This is a genomic window from Spirosoma aerophilum (assembly GCF_054782495.1).
Map to the genome: position 1 here is coordinate 1 of NZ_BAAGSJ010000040.1, position 20,852 is coordinate 20,852.

General features: G+C 46.2%; 20 protein-coding genes. 11 read left to right on the forward strand and 9 right to left on the reverse strand.

The annotated features are described in order from the left end of the window. Positions 1 to 122: 122 nt before the first annotated feature. From ACYVK4_RS31400 to ACYVK4_RS31440, 9 genes are all read left to right on the forward strand, one after another. Positions 123 to 347, forward strand: a complete 225-nt coding sequence (locus tag ACYVK4_RS31400) for a DUF2188 domain-containing protein (protein WP_461131559.1) — start codon at positions 123 to 125, stop codon at positions 345 to 347. 69 nt (positions 348 to 416) lie between these two features. Next, positions 417 to 1,361, forward strand: coding sequence for a hypothetical protein (locus ACYVK4_RS31405; protein WP_461131560.1), 945 nt, complete (start codon positions 417 to 419; stop codon positions 1,359 to 1,361). A 214-nt stretch (positions 1,362 to 1,575) separates the two neighbouring features. Continuing rightward, positions 1,576 to 2,940, forward strand: coding sequence for a hypothetical protein (locus ACYVK4_RS31410; protein WP_461131561.1), 1,365 nt, complete (start codon positions 1,576 to 1,578; stop codon positions 2,938 to 2,940). 175 nt (positions 2,941 to 3,115) lie between these two features. Continuing rightward, on the forward strand, positions 3,116 to 4,627 hold the full coding sequence (locus ACYVK4_RS31415; RefSeq protein ID WP_461131562.1) for a protein kinase domain-containing protein: 1,512 nt from the start codon (positions 3,116 to 3,118) through the stop codon (positions 4,625 to 4,627). 465 nt (positions 4,628 to 5,092) lie between these two features. Then, positions 5,093 to 5,218, forward strand: a complete 126-nt coding sequence (locus tag ACYVK4_RS31420) for a hypothetical protein (protein ID WP_461131563.1) — start codon at positions 5,093 to 5,095, stop codon at positions 5,216 to 5,218. A 59-nt stretch (positions 5,219 to 5,277) separates the two neighbouring features. Continuing rightward, positions 5,278 to 5,844, forward strand: a complete 567-nt coding sequence (locus tag ACYVK4_RS31425; protein ID WP_461131564.1) for a recombinase family protein — start codon at positions 5,278 to 5,280, stop codon at positions 5,842 to 5,844. 728 nt (positions 5,845 to 6,572) lie between these two features. Next, positions 6,573 to 7,895: a replication initiation protein gene (locus tag ACYVK4_RS31430; RefSeq protein WP_461131565.1), complete on the forward strand. Its 1,323-nt coding sequence runs from the start codon at positions 6,573 to 6,575 to the stop codon at positions 7,893 to 7,895. A 225-nt stretch (positions 7,896 to 8,120) separates the two neighbouring features. Continuing rightward, a complete protein-coding gene (locus ACYVK4_RS31435; protein WP_461131566.1) occupies positions 8,121 to 9,065 on the forward strand; it encodes an AAA family ATPase in 945 nt (314 codons plus the stop codon). A 1-nt stretch (position 9,066) separates the two neighbouring features. After that, positions 9,067 to 9,918: a hypothetical protein gene (locus tag ACYVK4_RS31440; RefSeq protein ID WP_461131567.1), complete on the forward strand. Its 852-nt coding sequence runs from the start codon at positions 9,067 to 9,069 to the stop codon at positions 9,916 to 9,918. Positions 9,919 to 10,101: 183 nt separating this feature from the next. Here ACYVK4_RS31440 and ACYVK4_RS31445 read toward each other — a convergent pair whose 3' ends face one another. Then, positions 10,102 to 11,499 (reverse strand): toprim domain-containing protein, encoded by a 1,398-nt coding sequence (locus ACYVK4_RS31445; protein ID WP_461131568.1) that lies wholly within the window; start codon positions 11,497 to 11,499, stop codon positions 10,102 to 10,104. 128 nt (positions 11,500 to 11,627) lie between these two features. Between ACYVK4_RS31445 and ACYVK4_RS31450 the strand changes: the two genes are divergently transcribed. After that, on the forward strand, positions 11,628 to 12,380 hold the full coding sequence (locus ACYVK4_RS31450) for a Fic family protein (RefSeq protein WP_461131569.1): 753 nt from the start codon (positions 11,628 to 11,630) through the stop codon (positions 12,378 to 12,380). A gap of 3 nt (positions 12,381 to 12,383) precedes the next feature. Continuing rightward, entirely contained in the window at positions 12,384 to 12,791 is a 408-nt protein-coding gene (locus ACYVK4_RS31455) for a hypothetical protein (RefSeq protein ID WP_461131570.1), read from the forward strand. 222 nt (positions 12,792 to 13,013) lie between these two features. On the opposite strand, the gene ACYVK4_RS31460 is transcribed toward ACYVK4_RS31455, so the two are convergent. The 8 genes from ACYVK4_RS31460 to ACYVK4_RS31495 form a co-directional block, all read right to left on the reverse strand. Beyond that, complete coding sequence (locus tag ACYVK4_RS31460) at positions 13,014 to 13,583, reverse strand: IS630 family transposase (protein WP_211211226.1); 570 nt, start codon at positions 13,581 to 13,583, stop codon at positions 13,014 to 13,016. Then, positions 13,559 to 14,080, reverse strand: a complete 522-nt coding sequence (locus tag ACYVK4_RS31465) for a helix-turn-helix domain-containing protein (RefSeq protein ID WP_040585487.1) — start codon at positions 14,078 to 14,080, stop codon at positions 13,559 to 13,561. Before ACYVK4_RS31465 ends, ACYVK4_RS31460 begins: the two co-directional genes overlap by 25 nt. A gap of 119 nt (positions 14,081 to 14,199) precedes the next feature. Continuing rightward, positions 14,200 to 14,712 (reverse strand): hypothetical protein, encoded by a 513-nt coding sequence (locus ACYVK4_RS31470; RefSeq protein ID WP_018619825.1) that lies wholly within the window; start codon positions 14,710 to 14,712, stop codon positions 14,200 to 14,202. A 53-nt stretch (positions 14,713 to 14,765) separates the two neighbouring features. Then, the gene (locus ACYVK4_RS31475; RefSeq protein ID WP_018619826.1) at positions 14,766 to 16,004 is read right to left on the reverse strand and encodes a sulfite oxidase; all 1,239 of its coding nucleotides are present in this window, start codon (positions 16,002 to 16,004) and stop codon (positions 14,766 to 14,768) included. Between the two features lie 45 nt (positions 16,005 to 16,049). Continuing rightward, positions 16,050 to 17,033, reverse strand: a complete 984-nt coding sequence (locus tag ACYVK4_RS31480) for a YeiH family protein (RefSeq protein WP_018619827.1) — start codon at positions 17,031 to 17,033, stop codon at positions 16,050 to 16,052. A gap of 75 nt (positions 17,034 to 17,108) precedes the next feature. Next, positions 17,109 to 18,005 (reverse strand): LysR family transcriptional regulator, encoded by an 897-nt coding sequence (locus tag ACYVK4_RS31485; RefSeq protein WP_018619828.1) that lies wholly within the window; start codon positions 18,003 to 18,005, stop codon positions 17,109 to 17,111. A 93-nt stretch (positions 18,006 to 18,098) separates the two neighbouring features. Next, on the reverse strand, positions 18,099 to 19,553 hold the full coding sequence (locus ACYVK4_RS31490) for a YncE family protein (RefSeq protein WP_018619829.1): 1,455 nt from the start codon (positions 19,551 to 19,553) through the stop codon (positions 18,099 to 18,101). A 119-nt stretch (positions 19,554 to 19,672) separates the two neighbouring features. Beyond that, complete coding sequence (locus ACYVK4_RS31495) at positions 19,673 to 20,821, reverse strand: hypothetical protein (RefSeq protein ID WP_018619830.1); 1,149 nt, start codon at positions 20,819 to 20,821, stop codon at positions 19,673 to 19,675. Between the last annotated feature and the right edge of the window lie 31 nt (positions 20,822 to 20,852).

Sequence of the window (20,852 nt, forward strand, 5' to 3'; positions counted from 1 at the left end):
AAAAAAAAATCAAAAGTCAATTCTATAAACGTCAATTTAATTGACTGTCAAAAAAAAATGTCAATGAAATGAACTAAGTGTTTTGGCGTCTCGTTCTACTATTAAACCAAATACCTTTTTTTATGCCAAAGACAAATCAGCACGTTGTTCCCCGGGGAGACGGATGGGCCGTGCAAGGAGCTGGTAATAGCCGAGCTACCCGTATTACAGAGACACAAAGCGAAGCTATCAATGCCGCGCGTGACATCGCTCGCAATCAAGGATCAGAGCTGATTGTGCACAGCCAGGATGGCAAAATCAACTGGCGCAACTCGTACGGAAATGACCCGTATCCCCCAAAGGGATAACAAAAAGAGCTGAAGGCTACTTCGGCTCTTTTTCTTTTAAATAGTACTCACTGGTAACTTAATATAACAATGCAAATCAAACAATCGCGGATTAACAATCCGCATAATTTTCTTCAATCGCTACCTGCTGGTAGCCGCTTCTATATAGTTTTGACGGATATAGAAAGCCATGCCAACAAACTTCAAAAGATAGGATTTAGCGCGGACCTCCGAGCGGGTGAGAAACTACTACCTAAGCCCTTTGGGTCTGTTTCACGTTTCAACGCTCAAGGGAGAGACGACAAATTGACTGATCTTCCAAAAGAAACTTGCTATAGAGACGGAATGGTCAAAGACTGGCACGGAAGATGGCACAATGTCGAAATACCTTATCAACGATATCAGCGTATACATGTTCCTGGTCCAAGCGAAGAACTTATAATCGCCATCAAGGATAACAAGAAAGTAGTCATCTCCCGGGAACTTGAGTACCACTCCGATCAACAAAAGAGCGTTAGTGAAGTAAAACACGTAATCAATCTGTTCTTGGAGTTGTTCGGCGAGTGTGAAATATTCTCTGATGCTTTAGTACAGCTGCACCAATTCGAAATCGAACGTCGTAACTGGACCGTTTTACCAACGGGTGAATACCCTTGGGATAGAGCTAAAGACGTGCTGAGTGATGTTACCAAAGGACTATCAGAAAGCAAACGTCGGTTAGTTGATTTTCGATTTGAGCACATCACTAAATTTAAGCCCAGTAAGCTCATAATTGGAACCGCAGGTTTCTACGGATACGTTATTTTCTGCTTTGAAGATGTTAATCTGTATCTTCTTGAAAGCCGATTTACTGACAATGCCACCTACGTTTTTGACGATAAATGGGAAGCTCTGGCAAAGCTGACGAAAAGCGAAATTATAAACGGCGAGTTAGCAAAAGATCGTGTTGTACATAAGAGTGGTTGGCCAATGCAGATTAGTCGATTATTCCCTAATCGGCCAGATACTAGTGATTCAATCCAGAAAGCCGCTTAATCACTTATGTAATTTTGGGAGCTAATAATGGCTCCCTTTTTTGTATCCTCGGAATACCATTATGAATATGTTCTTGGTGCTATCTTGTCCTACAGTAAACGAACGTTTGATTAAGGCAGAAACTGCTAATTAGTAGATCGTCTTGTCACGTTATAAACATTGGAAAAGGTATGCATATTATTACCGGTTGCACTCCCATGTGACCAAAATTGCTATGAAAATATTGGACTTGAGAAATGAAAATAGTTGGCCCACAGAGGTACTTAATTTTTTAGAGGAGAAAGCAGAGATATTTCGTGCTTGGAAGACAAGTAGCGGCCAAGTTAGCGCAACAGAATATGATGAAGTGGTAAACGGGCTCCTTGCAATTCTAAGAACTGATTATGTTCTGCGCGGCTATCATTGCACACGTCTAACAGACACAGAGATTCAAAATATTGTTACAAATGGCATGTCTTTACCCAGCGCGTCTATGTTGAGTGAGCGATTGGAAGCCATTGTACAAACTGGTGCGATTGAATCACAGGTGGCAAGGCATTTGCTCACTAATAACGAGGCTCATAATACCAGCAGAGCCGGGATGATTTGGTTTTGCTTTTTTCCACCATATAAAGCAGGACAAGGAGGAATAGAGCGGTTCTTTCGTAGCTGGGGCGGTGAAGCACTTTATAACAGCCATGAGGATGATCCCCTATCTGGCCCTATTATTACGACAATTGGTAGGCCCTGCATAATTGAGGCTTATGTCCCCATAGCATCTTTAGAATATTACGGTGGTTTAGAGTCTATAGTGATAGGCCATTATTTGAGAAAAAGAGGGGTGATAATAGATATGGACCTAGATCACGAAGATCGAGCCAAACAGCCGATCCCAGCTAGTAATATAGTTAGGATTATAAAATTCCCGGAAAAAGATTTCATTGATTTAACGAAATGCGACAAATGGAAGCCACCTTTAGAGCCGTCTGCGAATCCAGAGGATTTGATAGAAAAAACCCAGGAAACAACACTAAGTAAACCACTCAATATGAGCAACTCAGACAAGTTGAACGAAGCCTTATCAAAGTTTAATAAAGCTCTAAGCGAGAAGAAAGAAAGTGTTCAAAGCGAGGAAGACAAGGTATTATCATTCTTAAAAGCTTTTGAAAGTACAGCTCGGGGAGTTATTGTACCTGCATTTGAGGAAGCTTTAGAAGAAATAAAGCTGCATGATCATGAAGGAAGAGTTGAGGTTAAACCTTATTCTTCAGGCTCCCAAAGCAAAGGCAAAGTAGAAATTAAGGCTGCTTCTGTTTCACTCCATATTTTTATAAAGGGCTTGAAGCGCAAAAGGCTCGAAGGTGAGCCGCGCATCTTTTTTAACGCCAGGTCGGACAATGCTAACAGTCGTGAGGTCCAGGCAGTATACAACTTCTTCACGTCAGGCGAATTGGAAACTGGAGGATATATATCAATTGGTACTGAATCACAGATAAGCGGTGGTAAATATGTCTTGGAAGACATTACTCCTCAGGTCGCTAAGGATGAAGCTATTAAATTTTTAACCATCCTCTTTGAGAGACTAGAAATAGTGAAATGATAGACAGAAGCCTCGTAGTTTATTTGCCCTGTTTTGTTCACAAGCATAAGCTCGTATAGTCATTAACAGAGCTAAGCGAACGGGTATAGTCGCAAGGGGTAAAAAGAAGAAATGGTGTCTAATAAATAGCAAAAAATCCTAGTGTAAATTTGACAGATATGGGTATTTAAAAAATATGAAAAAAGAACAATTCCGCAAAGGTCAAGTATTTGGAAAATGGACTCTCGACGCTTATCTAGGCGGTGGAGGCAATGGAACGGTTTGGCGATGTTTAACTAAAGAAGGCGAAGAAGGGGCAATCAAAATACTCAAGCAAGTAAACCCTAAATCATATTCTCGTTTCCTTGACGAAACAAGTGTATTAGATAAAAACTCTGATGTTATAGGTATCATACCGATACTTGATAGATATTTACCTGATGATATAAAGGGGAAAGTTCCTTTCTTCGTAATGCCTGTTGCCAAAAATGCAGAAAAAGAATTTATTAATAAATCATTTGAAGAAAAAATAGATGCGATTCTAGAGGTTTGCGAAACTCTTAAAGTGCTACATCAGCGAGGAATATCGCATAGAGATATAAAACCATCCAATTTATTATATTACAATTCACGATTTTCGCTTGCAGACTTCGGATTAGTTGATTTTCCAGATAAAAGGGATGTATCTGTAGCTAATGAACAAATAGGTGCTAGATGGACAATAGCTCCTGAAATGAAAAGAGAATCTTCAAAAGCGGAAGGTATCAAAGCTGATATATACTCTTTAGCAAAGACATTGTGGATTGTTCTTACTGGAAACTACAAGGGTTTTGAAGGGCGTTATTCAACAGAATCTATTATAGAGCTAAAAAAATTCAATACAGATATATATACAAATCCAATTGATAAATTATTATCTGCCTGTACTGATAATGACCCAAACGCTCGCCCAAACATCGATGAATTTAGTATAGAACTTAATAACTGGAAAGCAATAAACGAAGACTTTCATAAAAGGAATCTTGCACAATGGTTTGAAATTCAGACTAAGCTCTTTCCGTCTGGGTTTCCAACTCGAGTGATTTGGGAAAGTATTGATGATATTATAAATATTCTAAAAATAGTATGTTCATACAAAGACCTAAATCATATGTTCTTTCCAGATGGAGGTGGGATGGACTTGGAAGATGTAAGGTTGTCTAATGAGGAAGGATGTATTGAATTAGACTATCAATTTATTGAAGTAATAAAGCCGAAAAGATTAATTTTCGAGTCTTTCAATTACAATCCAGAATGGAATTATTTCCGTTTGGAGCTTGACGAATTAATGCCCTTGAATCTCGACGGACGTTTAAAGCGCGAAGACATTAGAGAAGAAGTATCTGAAATTCATCCTGGTATTTACGATAGATATGAAATCGTCGAAAATAGATATGAGTACAGCGAATATGGTAGAAGTATTCCTGAATCCGCCCGTCATGTAACAAGATGGCTTAGAGGATCATTTGTTTTATTTAACAAACGATCCCCTTATAACATGGATAATACTACATACGATGGTCGACATAATGAAAAAGATTCCAAAGATTTTAGGGAGTATATACAAAATAATTTGAACCTTTACAAACGAATAGTATCAAGGCCTGATTTTAAAGATATGGATGATGAATTCAAAGAGTATTGGAGATACAGGTTTATGGATATATAATTCCAACCATAGGGTATTCTTATAACTGTCCCTTCCTTTCATTTGAAATTGTAACTTATTGCAATTAAGATTTTTGCAATCTTATTTTTGAGAGTTTTATGAATGAACGAACCAGATAGTATACTTCTTCTTAGCAAACTCATTAAATAAGTAGTTTTCTTAAAATCTGGTTACAAGGACAGCAATATGAAACGTTTGTGAGGGTCATAAATGTGAAATCATCACACTTATGACCCTTTTCGTCCAATTGACCGTTTAAATGATAAGATTTTGATTAATAACTAGTAAAGCATTTTTTTTTGACTAGTTAGATGAAAATTTTGCACCATTTATGCAGGATAATGTACAAACTACTATTGAATTTTAGTTAAAGGCAGGGTTTGTTACGAATGTTAAACGGTCGTCGTTTATGATTTGTAACAAATACCACTTTTCCTTTATATTGGCTGTTTAATTTACTCCTTGATGGAAAGTCAGCCAATACTTCATGTTGCTTATTACCGAGTCTCGACCAAGCAGCAAGGCCAGAGTGGGCTAGGTCTGGAGGCCCAGCGTACCCAGGTCATGGGTTTCATCGGTGGCCAGGCCTAACTGGTGCAGGAATTCATCGAAGTTGAAAGCGGTAAGCGTTATAGACGCTCCCTGAGGCTTTGGCCTATGCCAAATTGAACAAGTCCCGCTTAGTGATTGCTAAGCTGGATCGGCTCAGCCGCAACGCTGGATTTATCTTTGCGCTTAAAGATAGTGGGGTGGATTTTGTCTGCGCTGACATGCCCCATGCCAACACCCTAACCATTGGCATTTTTGCTACCCTTGCTCAGCATGAAAGAGAGTTGATTGGCGAACGAACCAAGAAGGCTTTAGCTATTAAGAAGCAACAGGGGTTTGTCTTAGGCTCCCGCCAGAACTTGACGCCACAGGCTCAGCGAAAAGGGGAGGAAGCCATCAAGGCCAAAGCAGCAACGAACGAAAACAACAGGCGGGCTTTATTGACCATTAAAGGCTATCTCCATCAAGATAAGACCCTGCAACAGGTTGCAGACGAATTAAATGCGTCAGGATTCCGCACAGCCAAAGGTCAACTCTTTCAGCGGGTGCAAGTTCATCGGCATATGGCTAAACTCTTGTCTGCTTTAGAAATGAATAGTTTGTTTCCTGAGCAAAGGGGTAAAGATCATATACCAAGAACACGTCATGCGCTTGTATGTGAAGCCTGATCCAAAAAACAGCCCATTTCACATTAGATAACTATCTTTACCAAAATCAACTATAACCTATAACACGTAGCCACCACGCAGTTTTATTACTCTCAATTCTCACCGTAAAATCGTCACACTCCACTTATAATAACAGAATTCTTTTCGGGTAACACATACATAAATTCTTTAGTGTGTTACTTTTAATCACTTTCTTAATGTTTCTTTTTATCCGCAATTAATAAACTGAAAGTCAAATAGTTAACAATAATAAAATAACCTATATCACGTCTAAATATAACTCATATCTCGTTTATATGTAACTTATATCTCGTAGGACTATAACCTGATTCTCGTTTAAACATAACCTAATTCACATAGATATATAACTTATATCTCGTATTCACCAAAGCGCCGATTAGTCTAATATTCATGAGTTTGAATACCCTATGAGCTAAAAAGCTATTTTCTGCCATCAATTTTCTTGTACTTATATGAAACTAGATGTACTAATTCACTCGGTCTCACTCTACTTACTTCTCAACTATAACCGGTAACACGTAATTATAACCTAAAACACGTATGCCTGAAAAATTAGGGTAAAACAGCATTTTAAAGTCAAATCAAAATTTTTGTAGTCCAATCATATTCACGTAAGTTGATACATCTTTTTAAGTATATTTAGTGGTATGACGAAGGAGACTACATTACGAAGACGCTCGGATATAGGTGAACGAACAATCGCCCGAATGAAAGCGGGTAAGAACGGTATCGTAGAGGCTACGTACCGCATGGACGTAGTGGAATTCCGCGTGTTTTTCACAATGCTTACTATGATTAGTCCAGATGACTTAACCTTCTGTGAATATGAACTACGCGTTGCAGACATTATCCGGTTATTTAGTTTAAGTCGAGACGGGCGCAGTTACGAAAGTATAAAAGATGCAGCGGAACGGTTGGTAAACAAAACAATGGTACTTTATCATACAAAGGAAGATGGTAACCGGTATCGTACAGTTATTCCCTTTCTAACTAGTGCTAGTTCACAAATCGGCAATACTAAGTCTGAATCGATTCGTGTTACTTTTCATCCTGAATTAAAACCGTATTTGCTTCAACTTCGCTCGGAGTACCTTGAATTTGACGTACGTAATCTCTCAGGAGTGCATAGTCAGTTTTCTATTCGCCTGTACATGATGCTACGCCATCAGATGAACTTAAAAAAGACCTCTATCCGCTATACGGTGGAGCGGCTTCGAGATGTCCTTGAAATTGGTGAAAAAGAATATCCGCTTTACGGAAATTTCAAGCAAAAAGTATTACTTAGAGCTTGTAATGACCTAAATACATTTACGAATATCCGTGTTAATGAAATGAAAGAGGAGCGTAGTAACCGTAAAGTTGCTGCTGTTATCTTTCATATGTCTACCCAAGCCTCACCCCTACTTCCAGCGGCCAAACCCACTATCTCAGTCAGTAAGAGTAAAGAGGCCAATAAGATTACGAAAGAAAAGCAAGAAGTTATAATTGGAGCCAATGATTCTAGAACTGAGCATATTGCTGATCAATTGTATGCTTCTGTTGCGCAGTTTGTTAGACGTGAAGTTATATTGAACTGGCTTCAAAAAGCATCGGAAGATCAAGTGCGTACTGCTATCAACTACACGTTGAAACAAATAAGGCAAGGGACGGTAATTAAAAATGTAGCGGGCTATATACAGAAAATGATCAATACGCCATTACCAACCTCCAATGATGTTACTGATACACAGATAGATCCGGTAAAGCAACAAGTTAAAGAACAGGCGCAAGACCGCCAGCGGCAACAGGCCATTGAAGAGGCAAAATTGCAGGCTCTAACTGAAACGAAACACCAAGTAGCTTTCCAGTTAATAATTGACCATCCCGAGTGGCACGAAACGGTTCGTCAACACATGCAATCAGGCATGTTTGGAAGATTTTATAACAATACGCTATCCCTTTTCGAGAATGCTCAAAATCCAGTTATGTACGGCCCATTTTTTCAAGCGATCGAACGCCTTCAGCCATTAATATTTAAGGATTTAGAATAATAGTTTCCATACGCCCCCCAGAATGGCCTCCCTCCTATTCGGGCTGTTTTGATGTTGGCGCTAAGGATTATCAGTCTTAGCAATTCTGATACTATTTTAGACAATAGCCTATTTTTCAAACATTTAAATAATTAGACGTACATAGAAAGAAAAGTTCTTTATTTTGCCTTGGATAAAAGAAGTTCTTTATACTTTTACAAAAGATAAAATTTTATCCTTAAGCTCATGATTAACCAGGACAAATTAGTTCGGTTCCTGCGTTCTAAACCCGCCTTAAATCTGTCTCAGATTGAAAAGGAAGCGGGTATTCCTTCTAAGACGCTGCATAAAGCCCTATCCGATCAAAAAGACATCCCGGCGAAACACTTGCCTGCTTTAGACGAAGCGGTACGAAAGTATGGCTATTCAGAAGCCCTTTTTAATAAAGCCAAAGTGATTTCGATTGTGAATCACAAAGGCGGAGTGGGTAAAACGACAACGACTATCAACGTGGGTAAAGCCTTAAGTTTACTTGGAAATCGGGTGTTACTCGTTGATATGGATTCACAGGGGAATTTGTCCCAGTGCTTTGGTATTCATGACCCGGATGAACAAGTAATTGATGCCTTGCTAACGGGGTCAGACCTACCTATGATAGAGATTTCCCCTAGTTTATTTCTTTCCCCTTCCGATATACGGATGGCGTACCGGGAATCAGAATTGGCTAATTCTATTGGAGCCGACCGCCGATTGGCCTTAAAGCTGGAAGATGAACGAGATAAGTTTGATTATATTCTCATTGATTGCCCGCCAAGCCTAGGCATTTGTACAACCTGCTCGCTCGTAGCATCAAATTATTGCGTAGTGCCGATTCAACCCGAGGCCAGTGCCTACCACGGCGTAGAAAGCCTGTTTAATCGAATAGCTGAGGTTCGCAAATACATTAACCCTACTTTGTCAGTGAAAGGAATTGTGTTTACGATGGTGCATAAGAATCAGAGTATTCATAAAAGCATGATGACTCATATTCGGGATACCTACCGAAACTTTCCCATTTACGAAGCGATCATTGAGGTATCGACGGTCATTAAGCAATCTCAGGTTGCCAAGGAAGATTTGTACACATATTCTAACAAATCAGTCTCCTGGCAGCAGTATCATCATCTTGCCACTGAAATAATGACAATCTGATATGAAAAAGGACTTCATGAGTTCGATGCGCGAGAAGACCTCTACCCTACCGACATCCCTTTTATCGACCGAGGAAAATATAAAGAGCCAGATTCAGGTCCTTGACCAGCTTCGGGATTTAATTCCGCCCCTCGCGCAGGAGGAATATAGTCAACTTCAGCAAAATATCCTTAAACATGGGGTAAAAGATCCGCTGAGCGTTTGGGAGACAACCTCAACAATTTTACACCTTGATGAGGAAAACCGACCGGTTTACGTCCTTATTGACGGGCACAATCGGTACCGAATCAGTCAGGAGCATAAATTGGATTACCGGATTAACCTGCTTCGATTTACCAGCTTAGACGAGGCCAAGGATTACATGATCGACTTTCAGTTAGGAAGACGCAATCTTTCAACTGAGCAAATCGCTTACCTAAGAGGTTTACGGTATCTACAACAAAAGACGGTTCGGGGTGGAAATAAAGTAACAACTACTCCTATAGTTGATGTTTCTATTGTGCTAGCAGAAGAGTATGGTGTTAGTAGTCGTACCATTAAGCGGGATGGGGATTTTGCCGCAGGTTTAAATAAGCTAAACCCTGAGCAAAAACAGGAGATTCTAACGGGAAAGAAAAAGATCGCTCGATCAGCTATTGAAGCGATAGCCAAATCTAATTCAGTTGATTTCAATTCAATAGTTGAAGATGCGAACTTAACAGTTAAAACAAGTCAAAAAACAGTAGGGGAGGATCGCATAAAAAAACTTGAGACTGCGATTCGAGAATTAGCTGCTGGAACACTTTCCCGTAAATCTTGCGAACGTATCCTACAGAAAACCAATGAATTACTTGCCATTTTACAAGCAAAATGACAAGCTGTCACTTTGCTTGTAAAATCAGATAATGTAACTAATTTCATAGTTGATCCATATTGATCCTTATGCAAAATAGCCCAAAGTGACAGCTTGTCACTTTGGGCTATTTTGCATAAGGATCAATTCAAAAACGAGTAGGGGAGTAAGCTGTTGTGAAGCCTTCAAGTAAACTCAAAATGATCAATTCCCCAGACCAGAAGTTGTTAGAATTTCCTGTTGTAGATCCTGGTTGAAGTCTTTTGAAGTCGATTTGTTAATACAAATTCGTTTGTTAAGCCCACTTAGCTCTAATAAGCTTTTGGTGAAATAGGAGAGAGGTAAATTAGCTTCGGGAAGACTTAGCACTAGTTGATCTGTGGTTTGGTCAATAGAAATTAACAAATCAGTTGACTCGGTTGCATTGGCGTTAAGCGATATGGACGATTGGCCCAAAATCATTTCATTATAGGCTTTAATACGATCAAGTAAATCGTCTCGGAAAGCTCTGTAGGTTTCCTGCGTAGGCAATGCAAAGCCAATCTTATATTTTCCCACAGGTACAGAACGAAGCGGGAATTTAGTGGCCAATAATTGTTGAATGAATTGCAGATCATACGCAAAGCCTTTTGCATCATTATCAAACGCTAGGTTAATTTTCCAAGCGTGTGCTTTAGCGCTTGTGTCGATATACTTGGTTATGGTGTTGACCTGCTCGGGTGTAAGATGGCCACCTGTAGAAAAATACACCGAGTTAAATTTAATATCTCCGCGTAGAATCCGTAACTGCTTATGTGAAAGTGCATCAATGGCGCTTTCCATAATAATAAATTGCTCCACTTTTGGGGGCAGATTCGACATAAAGACGCTAGATGTCTTATCGCTACCCGGTGCATGCAGTTTCACATTCTCATTGCGAATTTCTAAACCAGTCACTTCCGTTGATACCCCATCATAATACGGAAAGGCAACATTTGAAAACAGAATGTACTTGTGCTGAGGATTGTCTTTTACGGTAGTAAAGTCTACTATCTGATGTTTTTGAGGATCAAAATACGTGATTTGGGTAGCGATTCTATTAATAAACTCAATACTATTAATAGTTTCTAAACTAATATGACGAGTCTTTAAATAGTTATCATTTTCCAGTGGCCAAAGTTCAAATAAGTCTAAGGAAAAGACTGGCTTAAGCTTCCTCTCAACTAGCTGGTCAGTCGCTCGTCTGTTTAAATCAACTTGTTCAGGATCAATACGTAAGTAATCGTAAAGGACACTCACAATATTTTTAAATTCATCTTCGCCGGAGCGGTTAAATTTAGAAAAGACGGTTGCTAAACGGTTGCGAATGAAATTGATAATTGTCCCGGAATCTGTGAAATTACCAACCCGCTGATAGACCTGTTGGCTGGCATCCTGAGCGTTCTTGATGAGAATTACGTCGTTATAGGCTACATTCTCCAGAACAGGTCGAGCTTTCCCTTTATTCAGTTTCAGCAAGTAGCCATAGTGAATGGCCAGTTCGACGATAGACACGTTTGACCGCAGTTCCTGAACGGGAATCAGGTTCGGGAATCGTTTCTTTAGCTCGTCAAATTTTGTCATTTCTAAGAATTACTTGCCAAAGTAATATTACAGTAAATCAGGTAGAAAAGCCCCTTCCTTGCAAATGAATGGTTCAAACCTTTGTTGATCAAGTATCTTTCCGCATTCATATTTATTAATGAATCCCTATGAATACTAGCCTTACCCTGCCTCAATTGGTTGAGCAGTTTAGTAAAGTAACAGCTACCAAAGCCAACGACGTATCAGGGATTCTACAGACTTATCATTCAATTGGTATTGAAGGGGGAACATTAACACTACTCCAAATTCAGAATTTACTTCAAAAAGGAATCAGACTTACTGACAAGTCCCTAGTTGATCAGTTGAGGGTTGTTGATCATCATAATGCCCTTCAGCAAATATTGACGATGGCAAATGAGCACATTCCTTTAAACCGCACCATTTTACAGGAATTAGCCTCAACACTAATGTGTCATACGGGCGGTCTTATCTATTCATTATTGAGTCAGTATGACACTAGCCGAGGAGAACTTCGGATTGATGATAAAACGGTGGGAAGGCGGGTACTAATTGATTTTCATAAACTGCCTAGGGCCTTGGATAATCTACTAAAGGAGGTTAATACGGCCATTACACGGTTGAGAACACCCCGGCAGATATACGACCTATCATTTACAGCCCACTTTCAACTCTTAACGCTTCATCCCTTTGGGGCAGGCAACGGCCCGATGGCTCGGCTACTGATGAACTATATTCAGCAATTTCATCAACAACCAATAAGTTTAATTCATGTCGATAGCCGAATCCCATACTTAAATTCATTAGATGCCAGTTGGCGACAGAAATCACCAACTCCCATTGTGAGTTTTATGCATAGCCAACTAGTAAGATTTCTGCAAGAATGTATTGACCCGCATTAAGTCATGCCATTTGGAGCCGCTGAAGAGCAGATTATTGATGCTGCCAAGAACTATAGTACCGTCCTGCACAAAGCCAGTGAGCTAGTCACCCAGGCTCCTGATGAGCTACTTTCGGGCTCTCCGGCAACGATCTATTTAAAGAAACTTGGACATCGACCACTTACTTCAGAGGATTTAACGAAGCTTATCAACGCGCTGGGAAGTGCGGACGATAAGCAAATTGTGCTCGACTTTCAACAGGCTCAGTTGGAGCTATCCCAGCGCCTTCAGCAGACAAAAAATATTGGCTTAGTCCTCAAGCAGGCCAACATACCCTATCAACAGGCGTATGCCCGCTTTAGTCGAAGTGACCTCTGGAAACCTGATCAGATGATTCAGATAATGGAGGTACTTCGGCGCTTGCAGCTCTGAAACTTAAGATTTAAATTAAAGGGACATTTTATTGAACGATTTTCAGTGATAGCCGGTGCTAACACAACCCATTCATCGATAGTTACATAGCTAGTTCATTAAATAGTATTCATTATCCATTTATTGATCGGAAACAGCCGGTTGAGTAGGAGAGGAACCTGTACCGATATAAACACGTAAGTGGCGTAAAGAAAACGCGACAAAACCTCTACCAGAAGTCTACTAAGTACAATCAAGAAAGACCTGTCGGGTTGCTCCGATGATTGATAGCACTTTTTCAGGTGCTTGATTATAGCGGGCAAAGAAGTTATTGGTCGCTTCAATCAGCTTTTTGATGGATTCGAATAACTCACAATGCGTCACCTCGCGTCGCCAGTGTCGCCACAACATCTCAATGGGATTGAGCCAGGGACTGTAAGTGGGCAGATACAGCAAGACTAACCGGCCAGCGGCTCCTCGTACTACGGCATCTATTTCTCCGCCACTATGGGTATCGGCGTTGTCCCAAGCCACGTAAATGGTTTGCACTGGGTGCCTCAGCAGAAGCTGCTCAAGAAGCTCCGTAATCTGTTCGCGTCGTTTTCGTTTACGAACAATAACCACCGTTTCGCCTGTATGATAGTTGACCGCCCCGATGCCGAATCGTTTGTTGGTTTGTCCCGGCGTGGGAATCATTACCTGCCGACCTACGGGGCTCCACATCGCTCTAAGGGTCGGTTGCCAACTCAGATTAAACTCGTCAGCATAGTAAAAAACCGCATTAGCTTCTAACTGATCTCTTTTGATCTCAATCTCCTTTTTTTAAGTAGGTACTCTGGATCAGGGCTGCTGATTTTATGTTGGGGCCGGGATAAGACAATCTCCATGGCTTTTAGTTGAAGACGCACACCCTCTTCCGATAGGCGCACACCCGTTTGCTCGGCTAAATAATCGGCCAGCCGAGCCAGCGTCCACAGCGAAAATTCCAGGCCTAAACTGCGGGGACGTTGGCGTACACTGCTGAGTAGTTGTTGACGATAAGCCTGACTAACTTTGGAAGGCTTCCCACTTTTGGGTGCATCATGCAGGCCAGTAATCCCTTCGGCTTGATAGCGTTTGAGCCAACGTTGAACCGTGCGTTCACTTTCGCGAACAATCAGGGCGATCTGGGGAGCTTTTAAGGCTTGCTCGGCTGAAAGCAAAATCATTTGGGCACGAGTACGGATACGTGGGAGCTTAGTGGTTTGATACAAATCCACTAGCTCCTGATGAGCCGACGGGGGTAGGTTATCGATTTGGAGTGCTCGCATATCCAAAGATAAGCCAATCTGGTGTCCGACAAGTCTTTTTTGAATATACTTAGGGGGGTATTGAACTGTCTACCGCCTAAAGAAAACTGAGCACCGCTGTACAGCTATAATCACTTCATTTACCGCCCGGCTTCCTTATACCACTTCGGCGCATCGAGTGGCAGTCTCCGCCCATCGAAGGGCGTTTTGATAGGGCCGTAATATTTGGTCAGGTACGTCAATACGGCGGGTTCAGTGTCGCCAAGGTCCCAGAGTTTCTGCGTCCGCTGCATCCAGCGAATCCGCTCGACCCACTTCTCCCGGTCGAAGTGGCTTTGCAGAATCAGCTTGCTGGAGTGGCAAACAGTGCATTGGCCTTTCACCAGCATCAGGTTCTTATCCAGGGCCAGCCCCGTTTCGGAGTCAACCTGTACGCCATCGGGGTGAACAGACACAGCACCATCTTTGGCTACAGCCGACGACTTAGCTTTTACTGCCTTCCCGGCTGGCGAACGGTGGACTGGCACCGTTGTGGCTGTCGGTTTTGACGGCCCTTTTTTAGCGGGCATGGGCTGCTGCGTTATCCACGCACAGAGCAGCCAGATGCATAGGCTGCCTATCAGCCACTGGTATTTTTTTTGTCTCGTAGTCATGATTTCTGTGTTCGATTTATCCCACTCTTCCCACTCCTCCTTTATTCCCGTTCTTACACTACTTTGAGTGCAATCCGATGACAGGCATTATTAATGTAACCTTCGGGATTCCACTGCGGCATCACCATCGGCTGCGCCACGCCCGCGTCGTCGGTAGCCCGCGCCCAGACCTCATAATACCCCTGAATGGGCATTTTTACCTCAGCGGTCCAGTGTTGCCAGGCCAGCCGGTTTTTTGGGGCTTTCAAGGCCGCTTTCTGCCAGGTCTGGCCAAAATCAATTGACACGTGTAGTTCTTTCACCGTTCGGTCGCCCGCCCAGGCATGACCGCGCAACGCCAGCGGTTGGCCCATCGGCAGTTCCAGCCCCGTTTTGGGCGAGGTAATTACCGACTTCACCGGCATCGACTCGATGATTTTGAAGTCGCTATCGGGTGGATCAACGCCGGGCACGACCGGGTGAATGGGGATGCGGTAACTTTTACCCGTCATTTTAGCCCCGTCGTGGACTTTATCGCGAATGGCAATCGTGTGCAGCCACTTCCCCGATACCGACGCGGGCCAGCCGCCAATGACCAGCCTTAGCGGGTAGCCGTGCACCAGTGGAATATCCTGCCCGTTCATAGCCCAAGCAATCATCGTTTCCTCTTCGAGGGCTTTGGCGATGGGAACACCCCGCGAGATGACCGGCTGTTTCGGGTCGCGGCTCAGGTGCAGGTCCTGCCCGTAGTAGCCGATATAAACCGCATTATCTTTCAAACCCACATCGGCCAGCAAATCTTTAAGCCGGATACCAGTCCACTCGGCGCAACTGACTCCGCCTTCGGTCCACTGGTTACCCGCTGTTTTGGGGAAGTACCCCGCCCGGCCGTTTCCTCCGCACTCGACCACCAGTTGGTAGGTGTAGGGCTTGAATTTGGTTTTAAGGTCGTTGAGGGTGTAGGTTTTGGGCGCGTTCACCGATTCGCCGTTGATGGTCAGTGTCCAGTTGGCCACGTCGATGGTTTCGGGGATCAGGCCATTGTTGCGGATAAACATCTTGTCGGCGGGTGTCACGGCATCGTCGAGCAGATAAGCCGGGGTCTCCACGTTCCAGGGTTTGTCATTCAGCACGACTAAGTTCTTGTTTTTAGTCGCCATTGGGTCGAGCGGGTCGAAGGCCAGCGGCAGGTACTGTTTGGGGAGCCGGTCGGCAAAGGCGATGTTGGTACCCAGCAGGGCGGTCAGGGTCGTGAGCGAACCGGCTTTTAGGAAACCCCGCCGGTCGAAAAGATTGGCTGCGTCGTTTTTCATGGGATCAAAAGCGTCAGTAAAAGTGATTTTGTTTAGTTGATTGAACTATACATGCAGGATAGCATAGAGTGATACAGTGGAGATCAGTATCCACAAAACGACGCCCTGCACCATTGGTTTCCAGCCCACCGCGCGGATAACTTTACCCGATAGCCCGGCCCCAATCAGAAACAGCGTCAGCGTCAGGCCAACGTGGGCCAGGTGCACCAGCACCCCGGCGACCGGCTCAATAGCGGGCAGGTAGGTATGGGCGATCATGGCCAGAATAAACAGACCGATGAAGTACGGAATGCTGATGTTACGGTTGCCCGTTCTGAACATAGCTGCCGTGCCAAGAGCGACCGGAATGATCCAGAGGGCGCGGGCCAGTTTCACGGTTGTAGCCAACTGCAAGGCGTCCGGGCCAAATTTAGCGGCTGCGCCCACCACCGAACTCGTATCGTGAATGGCCAGCGCGCACCACAGTCCGAACTGAGCGGGCGTCAGGTGCAACCATTGGCCAATGAGCGGAAAGACGATCAGTGCGACGGAGTTCAGGATAAAAATGGTACCGAGGGAGACGGACAGTTGCTTTTCTTCGGCCCGCATCACGGGCGATAAGGCCGCAATAGCGCTCCCTCCGCAGATGGCCGTACCGGCTGCAATCAGGTGAGCCGTAACCCGGTCGATCTTCAGCCATTTGCCCAGCAGAATACCCACCGTCAGCGTCCCGGCAATGGACACGACCGTAAACAGTACGCCTTCTTTCCCCGCCTGCACCGCACTGTGTATGTTCATACCGAAGCCCAGCCCGACCACCGACGCCTGTAACAGCCAGTGCGTGGCTTTATGATTGAGGTGCAGGAATGGATGGCCGACAAACTGCGCCATCAGCAGCCCCAGCAACAAGGCCAGCGGGGGCGACACAATCGGGGTCAGGCAAAGCACCAGCGCGGCCCCGAAAATTAGCTCGCGGGTGGTGAAGGTGTGCGTGCGCAGGGTGTCGATATACTTGAGGAAAGGGGGTCGGGGCGTTGTTGTCGGATTCATAACCGGTTGCTTTAATGATAGACTAAAGGTACCCTACCGACGGGCACGGGGCCAATCATCCCTGCTCATGGGTTATTACGTCCGGTTATAGTGATGGCGTGTAAAGCGCATGAATGTATCGGCCAGCCCCTCGCTTACCCCCTGCAACTGAATGGCGTAAAAATCGCGCTGTATCGCCAGACCGGCCACATCCAGCACTCGCAATGTACCCGATTTGAGTTCATTCTGCACCGCAAAAATGGACACAAAGGCCATGCTCTTTGAACTGCCCAGATACGATTTGATTCCTTCGGTGCTGCCCAGCTGCATACCGACGGTGAGGTCGGTCAGGCGCAGCCCCGCCTTGCGCAGGGCGTGTTCGACTACTTCGAGTGAGCCAGAACCGCGTTCGCGCAGCACCAGCGGAATGGTTTTCAACTCATCCAGCGTCAGCTCATCCCGCCCGGCCAACGGGTGGTCGTCCCGGCAAACCAGTACCAGTTCGTCTTTGACAAAGGGCGTATAGCGAACATCGCTGTGGTGGGTGCGGCCTTCCACTAAGCCCAGATCGATGTCGTTGCCCAGCAGGGCCTGTTCGATCTGTTCGGTGTTGCCGCTGAGCAGGGATAGCTTCACCTCGGGCGTGTGCTCCTGAAAGCGGGCCAGTACCGCCGGAATGACGTACTGGGCAATGGTCGAACTGGCCCCCAGCCGCAGCTGTCCGCCTACCCGGCCCTTGAGTGTATTCATGTCGAATTCGGCCTGCTGGTAAATCGCAATGATTCCTTCAGCGTGGCGAAACAGCACCTGACCGGCCCTAGTAAGACTAACCTGGTTACCCCGCCGGTCGAAAAGGGCCGTGCCAAACTGGCTTTCGAGTTCCTGAATGTGTTTGGTAATGGCGGGCTGGGTCACGAATAGGTCGGCGGCTGCTTTGGTGAAACTGAGCCGTTTGGCCACCGTGTAAAAGACATTCAGGCGAAAATCGAGCATAGAACGATAGGAGTGAACGGCTAAAAATGAATTGGTCAAACCGGGAAGAAGGTGTTTTACAGTGTCGGGGTTAACTCACCTTTTCAATAACCATCAGGGCGTACTCAGAACCACGGCACCGGCCGGATTTTTATCGCCCTGCAGCACCACCAAGAACCGCCCCGCCAGCCGCAGTTTAATCTGGTAGTACGCATTGATTTCCACCGCGCCTTTGTCATCCGTTTTAAACGCTACCACCGCTTCGGGGTTGACCGCCATGCTTTTCTGGTCGGACAGGTAGAGCGTGTATGCTGTGTCGGGCGTCAGCTTTTTGAGGGCCAGAACCAGCTCGTCGATCCCCCCGATGGTGCGCACGGTAGCCCCGCCCCCGACGCCCGGAACGGGTGGCGTCCCGTTGGGCGTCAGCCGCACGTTTACCGGTGTGGTTGGTACGAAAGCCTCCAGATTGGCTAGCCCGGTCGATCCGTCGGGTATCGCCCGGACGGCATACACCAGTGCCTGCGGGGCCTGCCCGCCCGGTATCTGCCGAATTTTGGTGTTGGTCTTCGTATCAATGACATCAACCGCGTCGCCGTTCTCCAGCCCTACGTACAGTTTACTGCCGTCGCCCGAGGGCCATATCCCGTGGGGATTCGGGCCGACCGGAATCGTGGCCACCAACTGACGGCTGCGGCTGTAGACTTTCACCACGTTTTCCCCGCCCACCGTCACGTAGGCAAACGCCCCGGCGGCACTGCCGCTGTAGCGCGAGCCGCCCTCCGCCCCCGCGAAGTTGACGTGGTTGGTGCCCGGTCCGGTGTCGATGACGCCTTCGGTTTCGTAGGTCTGGGCATTCACCACGCTTACTTTGCCCTCATCCTTGTGGGTGAACCAAACCTGCTGCCCGTCGAAGGTGGCCGCGATATTGGGCGAAAAGGGCGTTACGGTTGGAATACGTTTGATAACCTGGTAAGTTTTGGTGTCGACTACGTCCAGTTCGGCGGTGAACGAGTGGTTGACGAAAGCCACCTTACCGTCGGGCCGGAACACGACCATGCCCGGCCCTTTGGCCGTCTCGATGCGTCGAACCTCCTGCAACTTCTCCACGTCGATAACGGACACGTAGTCCTCCCCCCGCACCGTTAGCCAGAACTGCTTACCGTCGGGCGTGAAAAAACCCTCGTGCGGGTTGCGGCCCACGTACACTTTCCCCTTGATTTTGTTGGTCGTCAAATCCACAAAACTGACCGAGTTCGTCAGCGTAGAAACGACGCCTAAGGTGCGGTTATCCGGAGAGATGCCCAGGCCGTGCACGTTGGCCTCCCGGTCGTAGAGTGGGCTAAAGTCGTTGGGGCGGGCGATGCCAAAGCGAATGACCCCCAGGAGTTTGTCAGTCGAGGGATCAAACACCGATACTGTGTTGGAACTCTGGTCGGCGGTGTAGACCCGGTCCTGGCCCGTCACGCCCACCGGACCCGCATCCGGCGTGGTGACCGGTGTCAGCATGTGATCCTGGCAGGCGGTCAATACGCTCAGGCCAACCGCCATTAGTAGTACTGGAATTTTCATGATCTGTTTTCGTTGAGTGTGATTGCTGTATATGGCTGATTCAGCGCGGTTAATCCATCACAACACCGAACGCCTTGGGTTGGTAACCCATGTGGTGCTGTGATGGATCAATCAGTTCATTATGAATTAGGGGTCAGGGCCTGCCCGTTCACCACCGGGCTGATCTGCACCACGCGGGTAGCACTCCCCGTCTTCCCCGCATTGTCGGTCACGCGGGCCGTAATGGTCACCGATGTTTTGCCCACGGGCATCAGCAGCGAGCCGCCCACCACCCAGCCGAAGGTCGTCCGCACGTAGCCCGTGGGGTCGAGTTCGCTGCCCGCAATGTTGAACACAGGGGCTAAGTTACCCCCGGCCACGATGATGTTGCCGTTGGGTTGCAGCAGGGGCACGTCGAAGGTCACGTTCAGCCCCGTTACGTAGCGGTTGGGCCCTTTGGATGACTGGGTAGGGTCGACGATCGTACCCCGGGTGGCGTCGTCGCGGCCCTCCCCATTTTCATTGACCCCAATACCCGCTCGGCTGATGTCGAGTGCGGACACCTGAATGAAAAACAGCGAGGCATTGGTGGGTGGCGTGGGCGAGGTTTTGGGGCCAGTGGACACACTAGACGGATCGCGGGGAGCCAGCAGGGTGACAACCGGACCCGCCGGGTCAACCGGACCCGTGGTGTTGAGGGTCGCCGAGGGCGGGGGCGTCAGGGCCTGCCCGCTGGTGGCTATTCCATTGCCTTCGGCAACGGAGAGGGTGATTTTGTCGGTGCCCGTTTTGCCCGCTTTGTCCCGGACCGAGACGGTAATGGTAAACTGACCGACGCCCACCGGAATGGATTCGAGCACGTGCCAGCCGGTCCAGATGGTGACCCCCGGGCCGGGCGTGTCGTCGGTGCCGGCGATGTTGAAGAGGGCCGCCAGGTTGGTATTTTTTGGGATGATACCACCGTCGGGTTTAACCAGGTCGGTGTCGAAGAGAACCGTCAGGCCCGGCATGTTGGGGTTGACATTACCCAGCAGGGCGGTGTTGCGAATGTTGAGGCTTTCGTTGGTAATGACGTTGACCGAATCGCGGGTGACCACTTCCACATTAATCTCAAAGCCGCTGCCGTTGAAGCTGCCGGCTCCGGGTCGGCCGTCCCCGCGCGTGACGCGGGCATTAGCCACGGGTGAAACAATGCGCACGGTAGGGGCAAAATTTTCCGGTTCGCGGTGGTCGGCGCAGGCGGTGGCCAGCAGGGCCAGTATTCCAATCAGCAGTAGTCTATTGAACATCCTATTGGTTTTACTTAACGGGTTAATTGTG

What these genes read in the sequence shown, in the direction of transcription:
- ACYVK4_RS31400 (WP_461131559.1), top strand. Translation starts at nt 123, where the DNA reads ATGCCAAAGACAAATCAGCACGTTGTTCCCCGGGGAGACGGATGGGCC.
- ACYVK4_RS31405 (WP_461131560.1), top strand. Translation starts at nt 417, where the DNA reads ATGCAAATCAAACAATCGCGGATTAACAATCCGCATAATTTTCTTCAA.
- ACYVK4_RS31410 (WP_461131561.1), top strand. Translation starts at nt 1,576, where the DNA reads ATGAAAATATTGGACTTGAGAAATGAAAATAGTTGGCCCACAGAGGTA.
- ACYVK4_RS31415 (WP_461131562.1), top strand. Translation starts at nt 3,116, where the DNA reads ATGAAAAAAGAACAATTCCGCAAAGGTCAAGTATTTGGAAAATGGACT.
- ACYVK4_RS31420 (WP_461131563.1), top strand. Translation starts at nt 5,093, where the DNA reads ATGGAAAGTCAGCCAATACTTCATGTTGCTTATTACCGAGTCTCGACC.
- ACYVK4_RS31430 (WP_461131565.1), top strand. Translation starts at nt 6,573, where the DNA reads ATGAAAGCGGGTAAGAACGGTATCGTAGAGGCTACGTACCGCATGGAC.
- ACYVK4_RS31435 (WP_461131566.1), top strand. Translation starts at nt 8,121, where the DNA reads ATGATTAACCAGGACAAATTAGTTCGGTTCCTGCGTTCTAAACCCGCC.
- ACYVK4_RS31440 (WP_461131567.1), top strand. Translation starts at nt 9,067, where the DNA reads ATGAAAAAGGACTTCATGAGTTCGATGCGCGAGAAGACCTCTACCCTA.
- ACYVK4_RS31445 (WP_461131568.1), bottom strand. Translation starts at nt 11,499, where the DNA reads ATGACAAAATTTGACGAGCTAAAGAAACGATTCCCGAACCTGATTCCC.
- ACYVK4_RS31450 (WP_461131569.1), top strand. Translation starts at nt 11,628, where the DNA reads ATGAATACTAGCCTTACCCTGCCTCAATTGGTTGAGCAGTTTAGTAAA.
- ACYVK4_RS31455 (WP_461131570.1), top strand. Translation starts at nt 12,384, where the DNA reads ATGCCATTTGGAGCCGCTGAAGAGCAGATTATTGATGCTGCCAAGAAC.
- ACYVK4_RS31465 (WP_040585487.1), bottom strand. Translation starts at nt 14,080, where the DNA reads ATGCGAGCACTCCAAATCGATAACCTACCCCCGTCGGCTCATCAGGAG.
- ACYVK4_RS31470 (WP_018619825.1), bottom strand. Translation starts at nt 14,712, where the DNA reads ATGACTACGAGACAAAAAAAATACCAGTGGCTGATAGGCAGCCTATGC.
- ACYVK4_RS31475 (WP_018619826.1), bottom strand. Translation starts at nt 16,004, where the DNA reads ATGAAAAACGACGCAGCCAATCTTTTCGACCGGCGGGGTTTCCTAAAA.
- ACYVK4_RS31480 (WP_018619827.1), bottom strand. Translation starts at nt 17,033, where the DNA reads ATGAATCCGACAACAACGCCCCGACCCCCTTTCCTCAAGTATATCGAC.
- ACYVK4_RS31485 (WP_018619828.1), bottom strand. Translation starts at nt 18,005, where the DNA reads ATGCTCGATTTTCGCCTGAATGTCTTTTACACGGTGGCCAAACGGCTC.
- ACYVK4_RS31490 (WP_018619829.1), bottom strand. Translation starts at nt 19,553, where the DNA reads ATGAAAATTCCAGTACTACTAATGGCGGTTGGCCTGAGCGTATTGACC.
- ACYVK4_RS31495 (WP_018619830.1), bottom strand. Translation starts at nt 20,821, where the DNA reads ATGTTCAATAGACTACTGCTGATTGGAATACTGGCCCTGCTGGCCACC.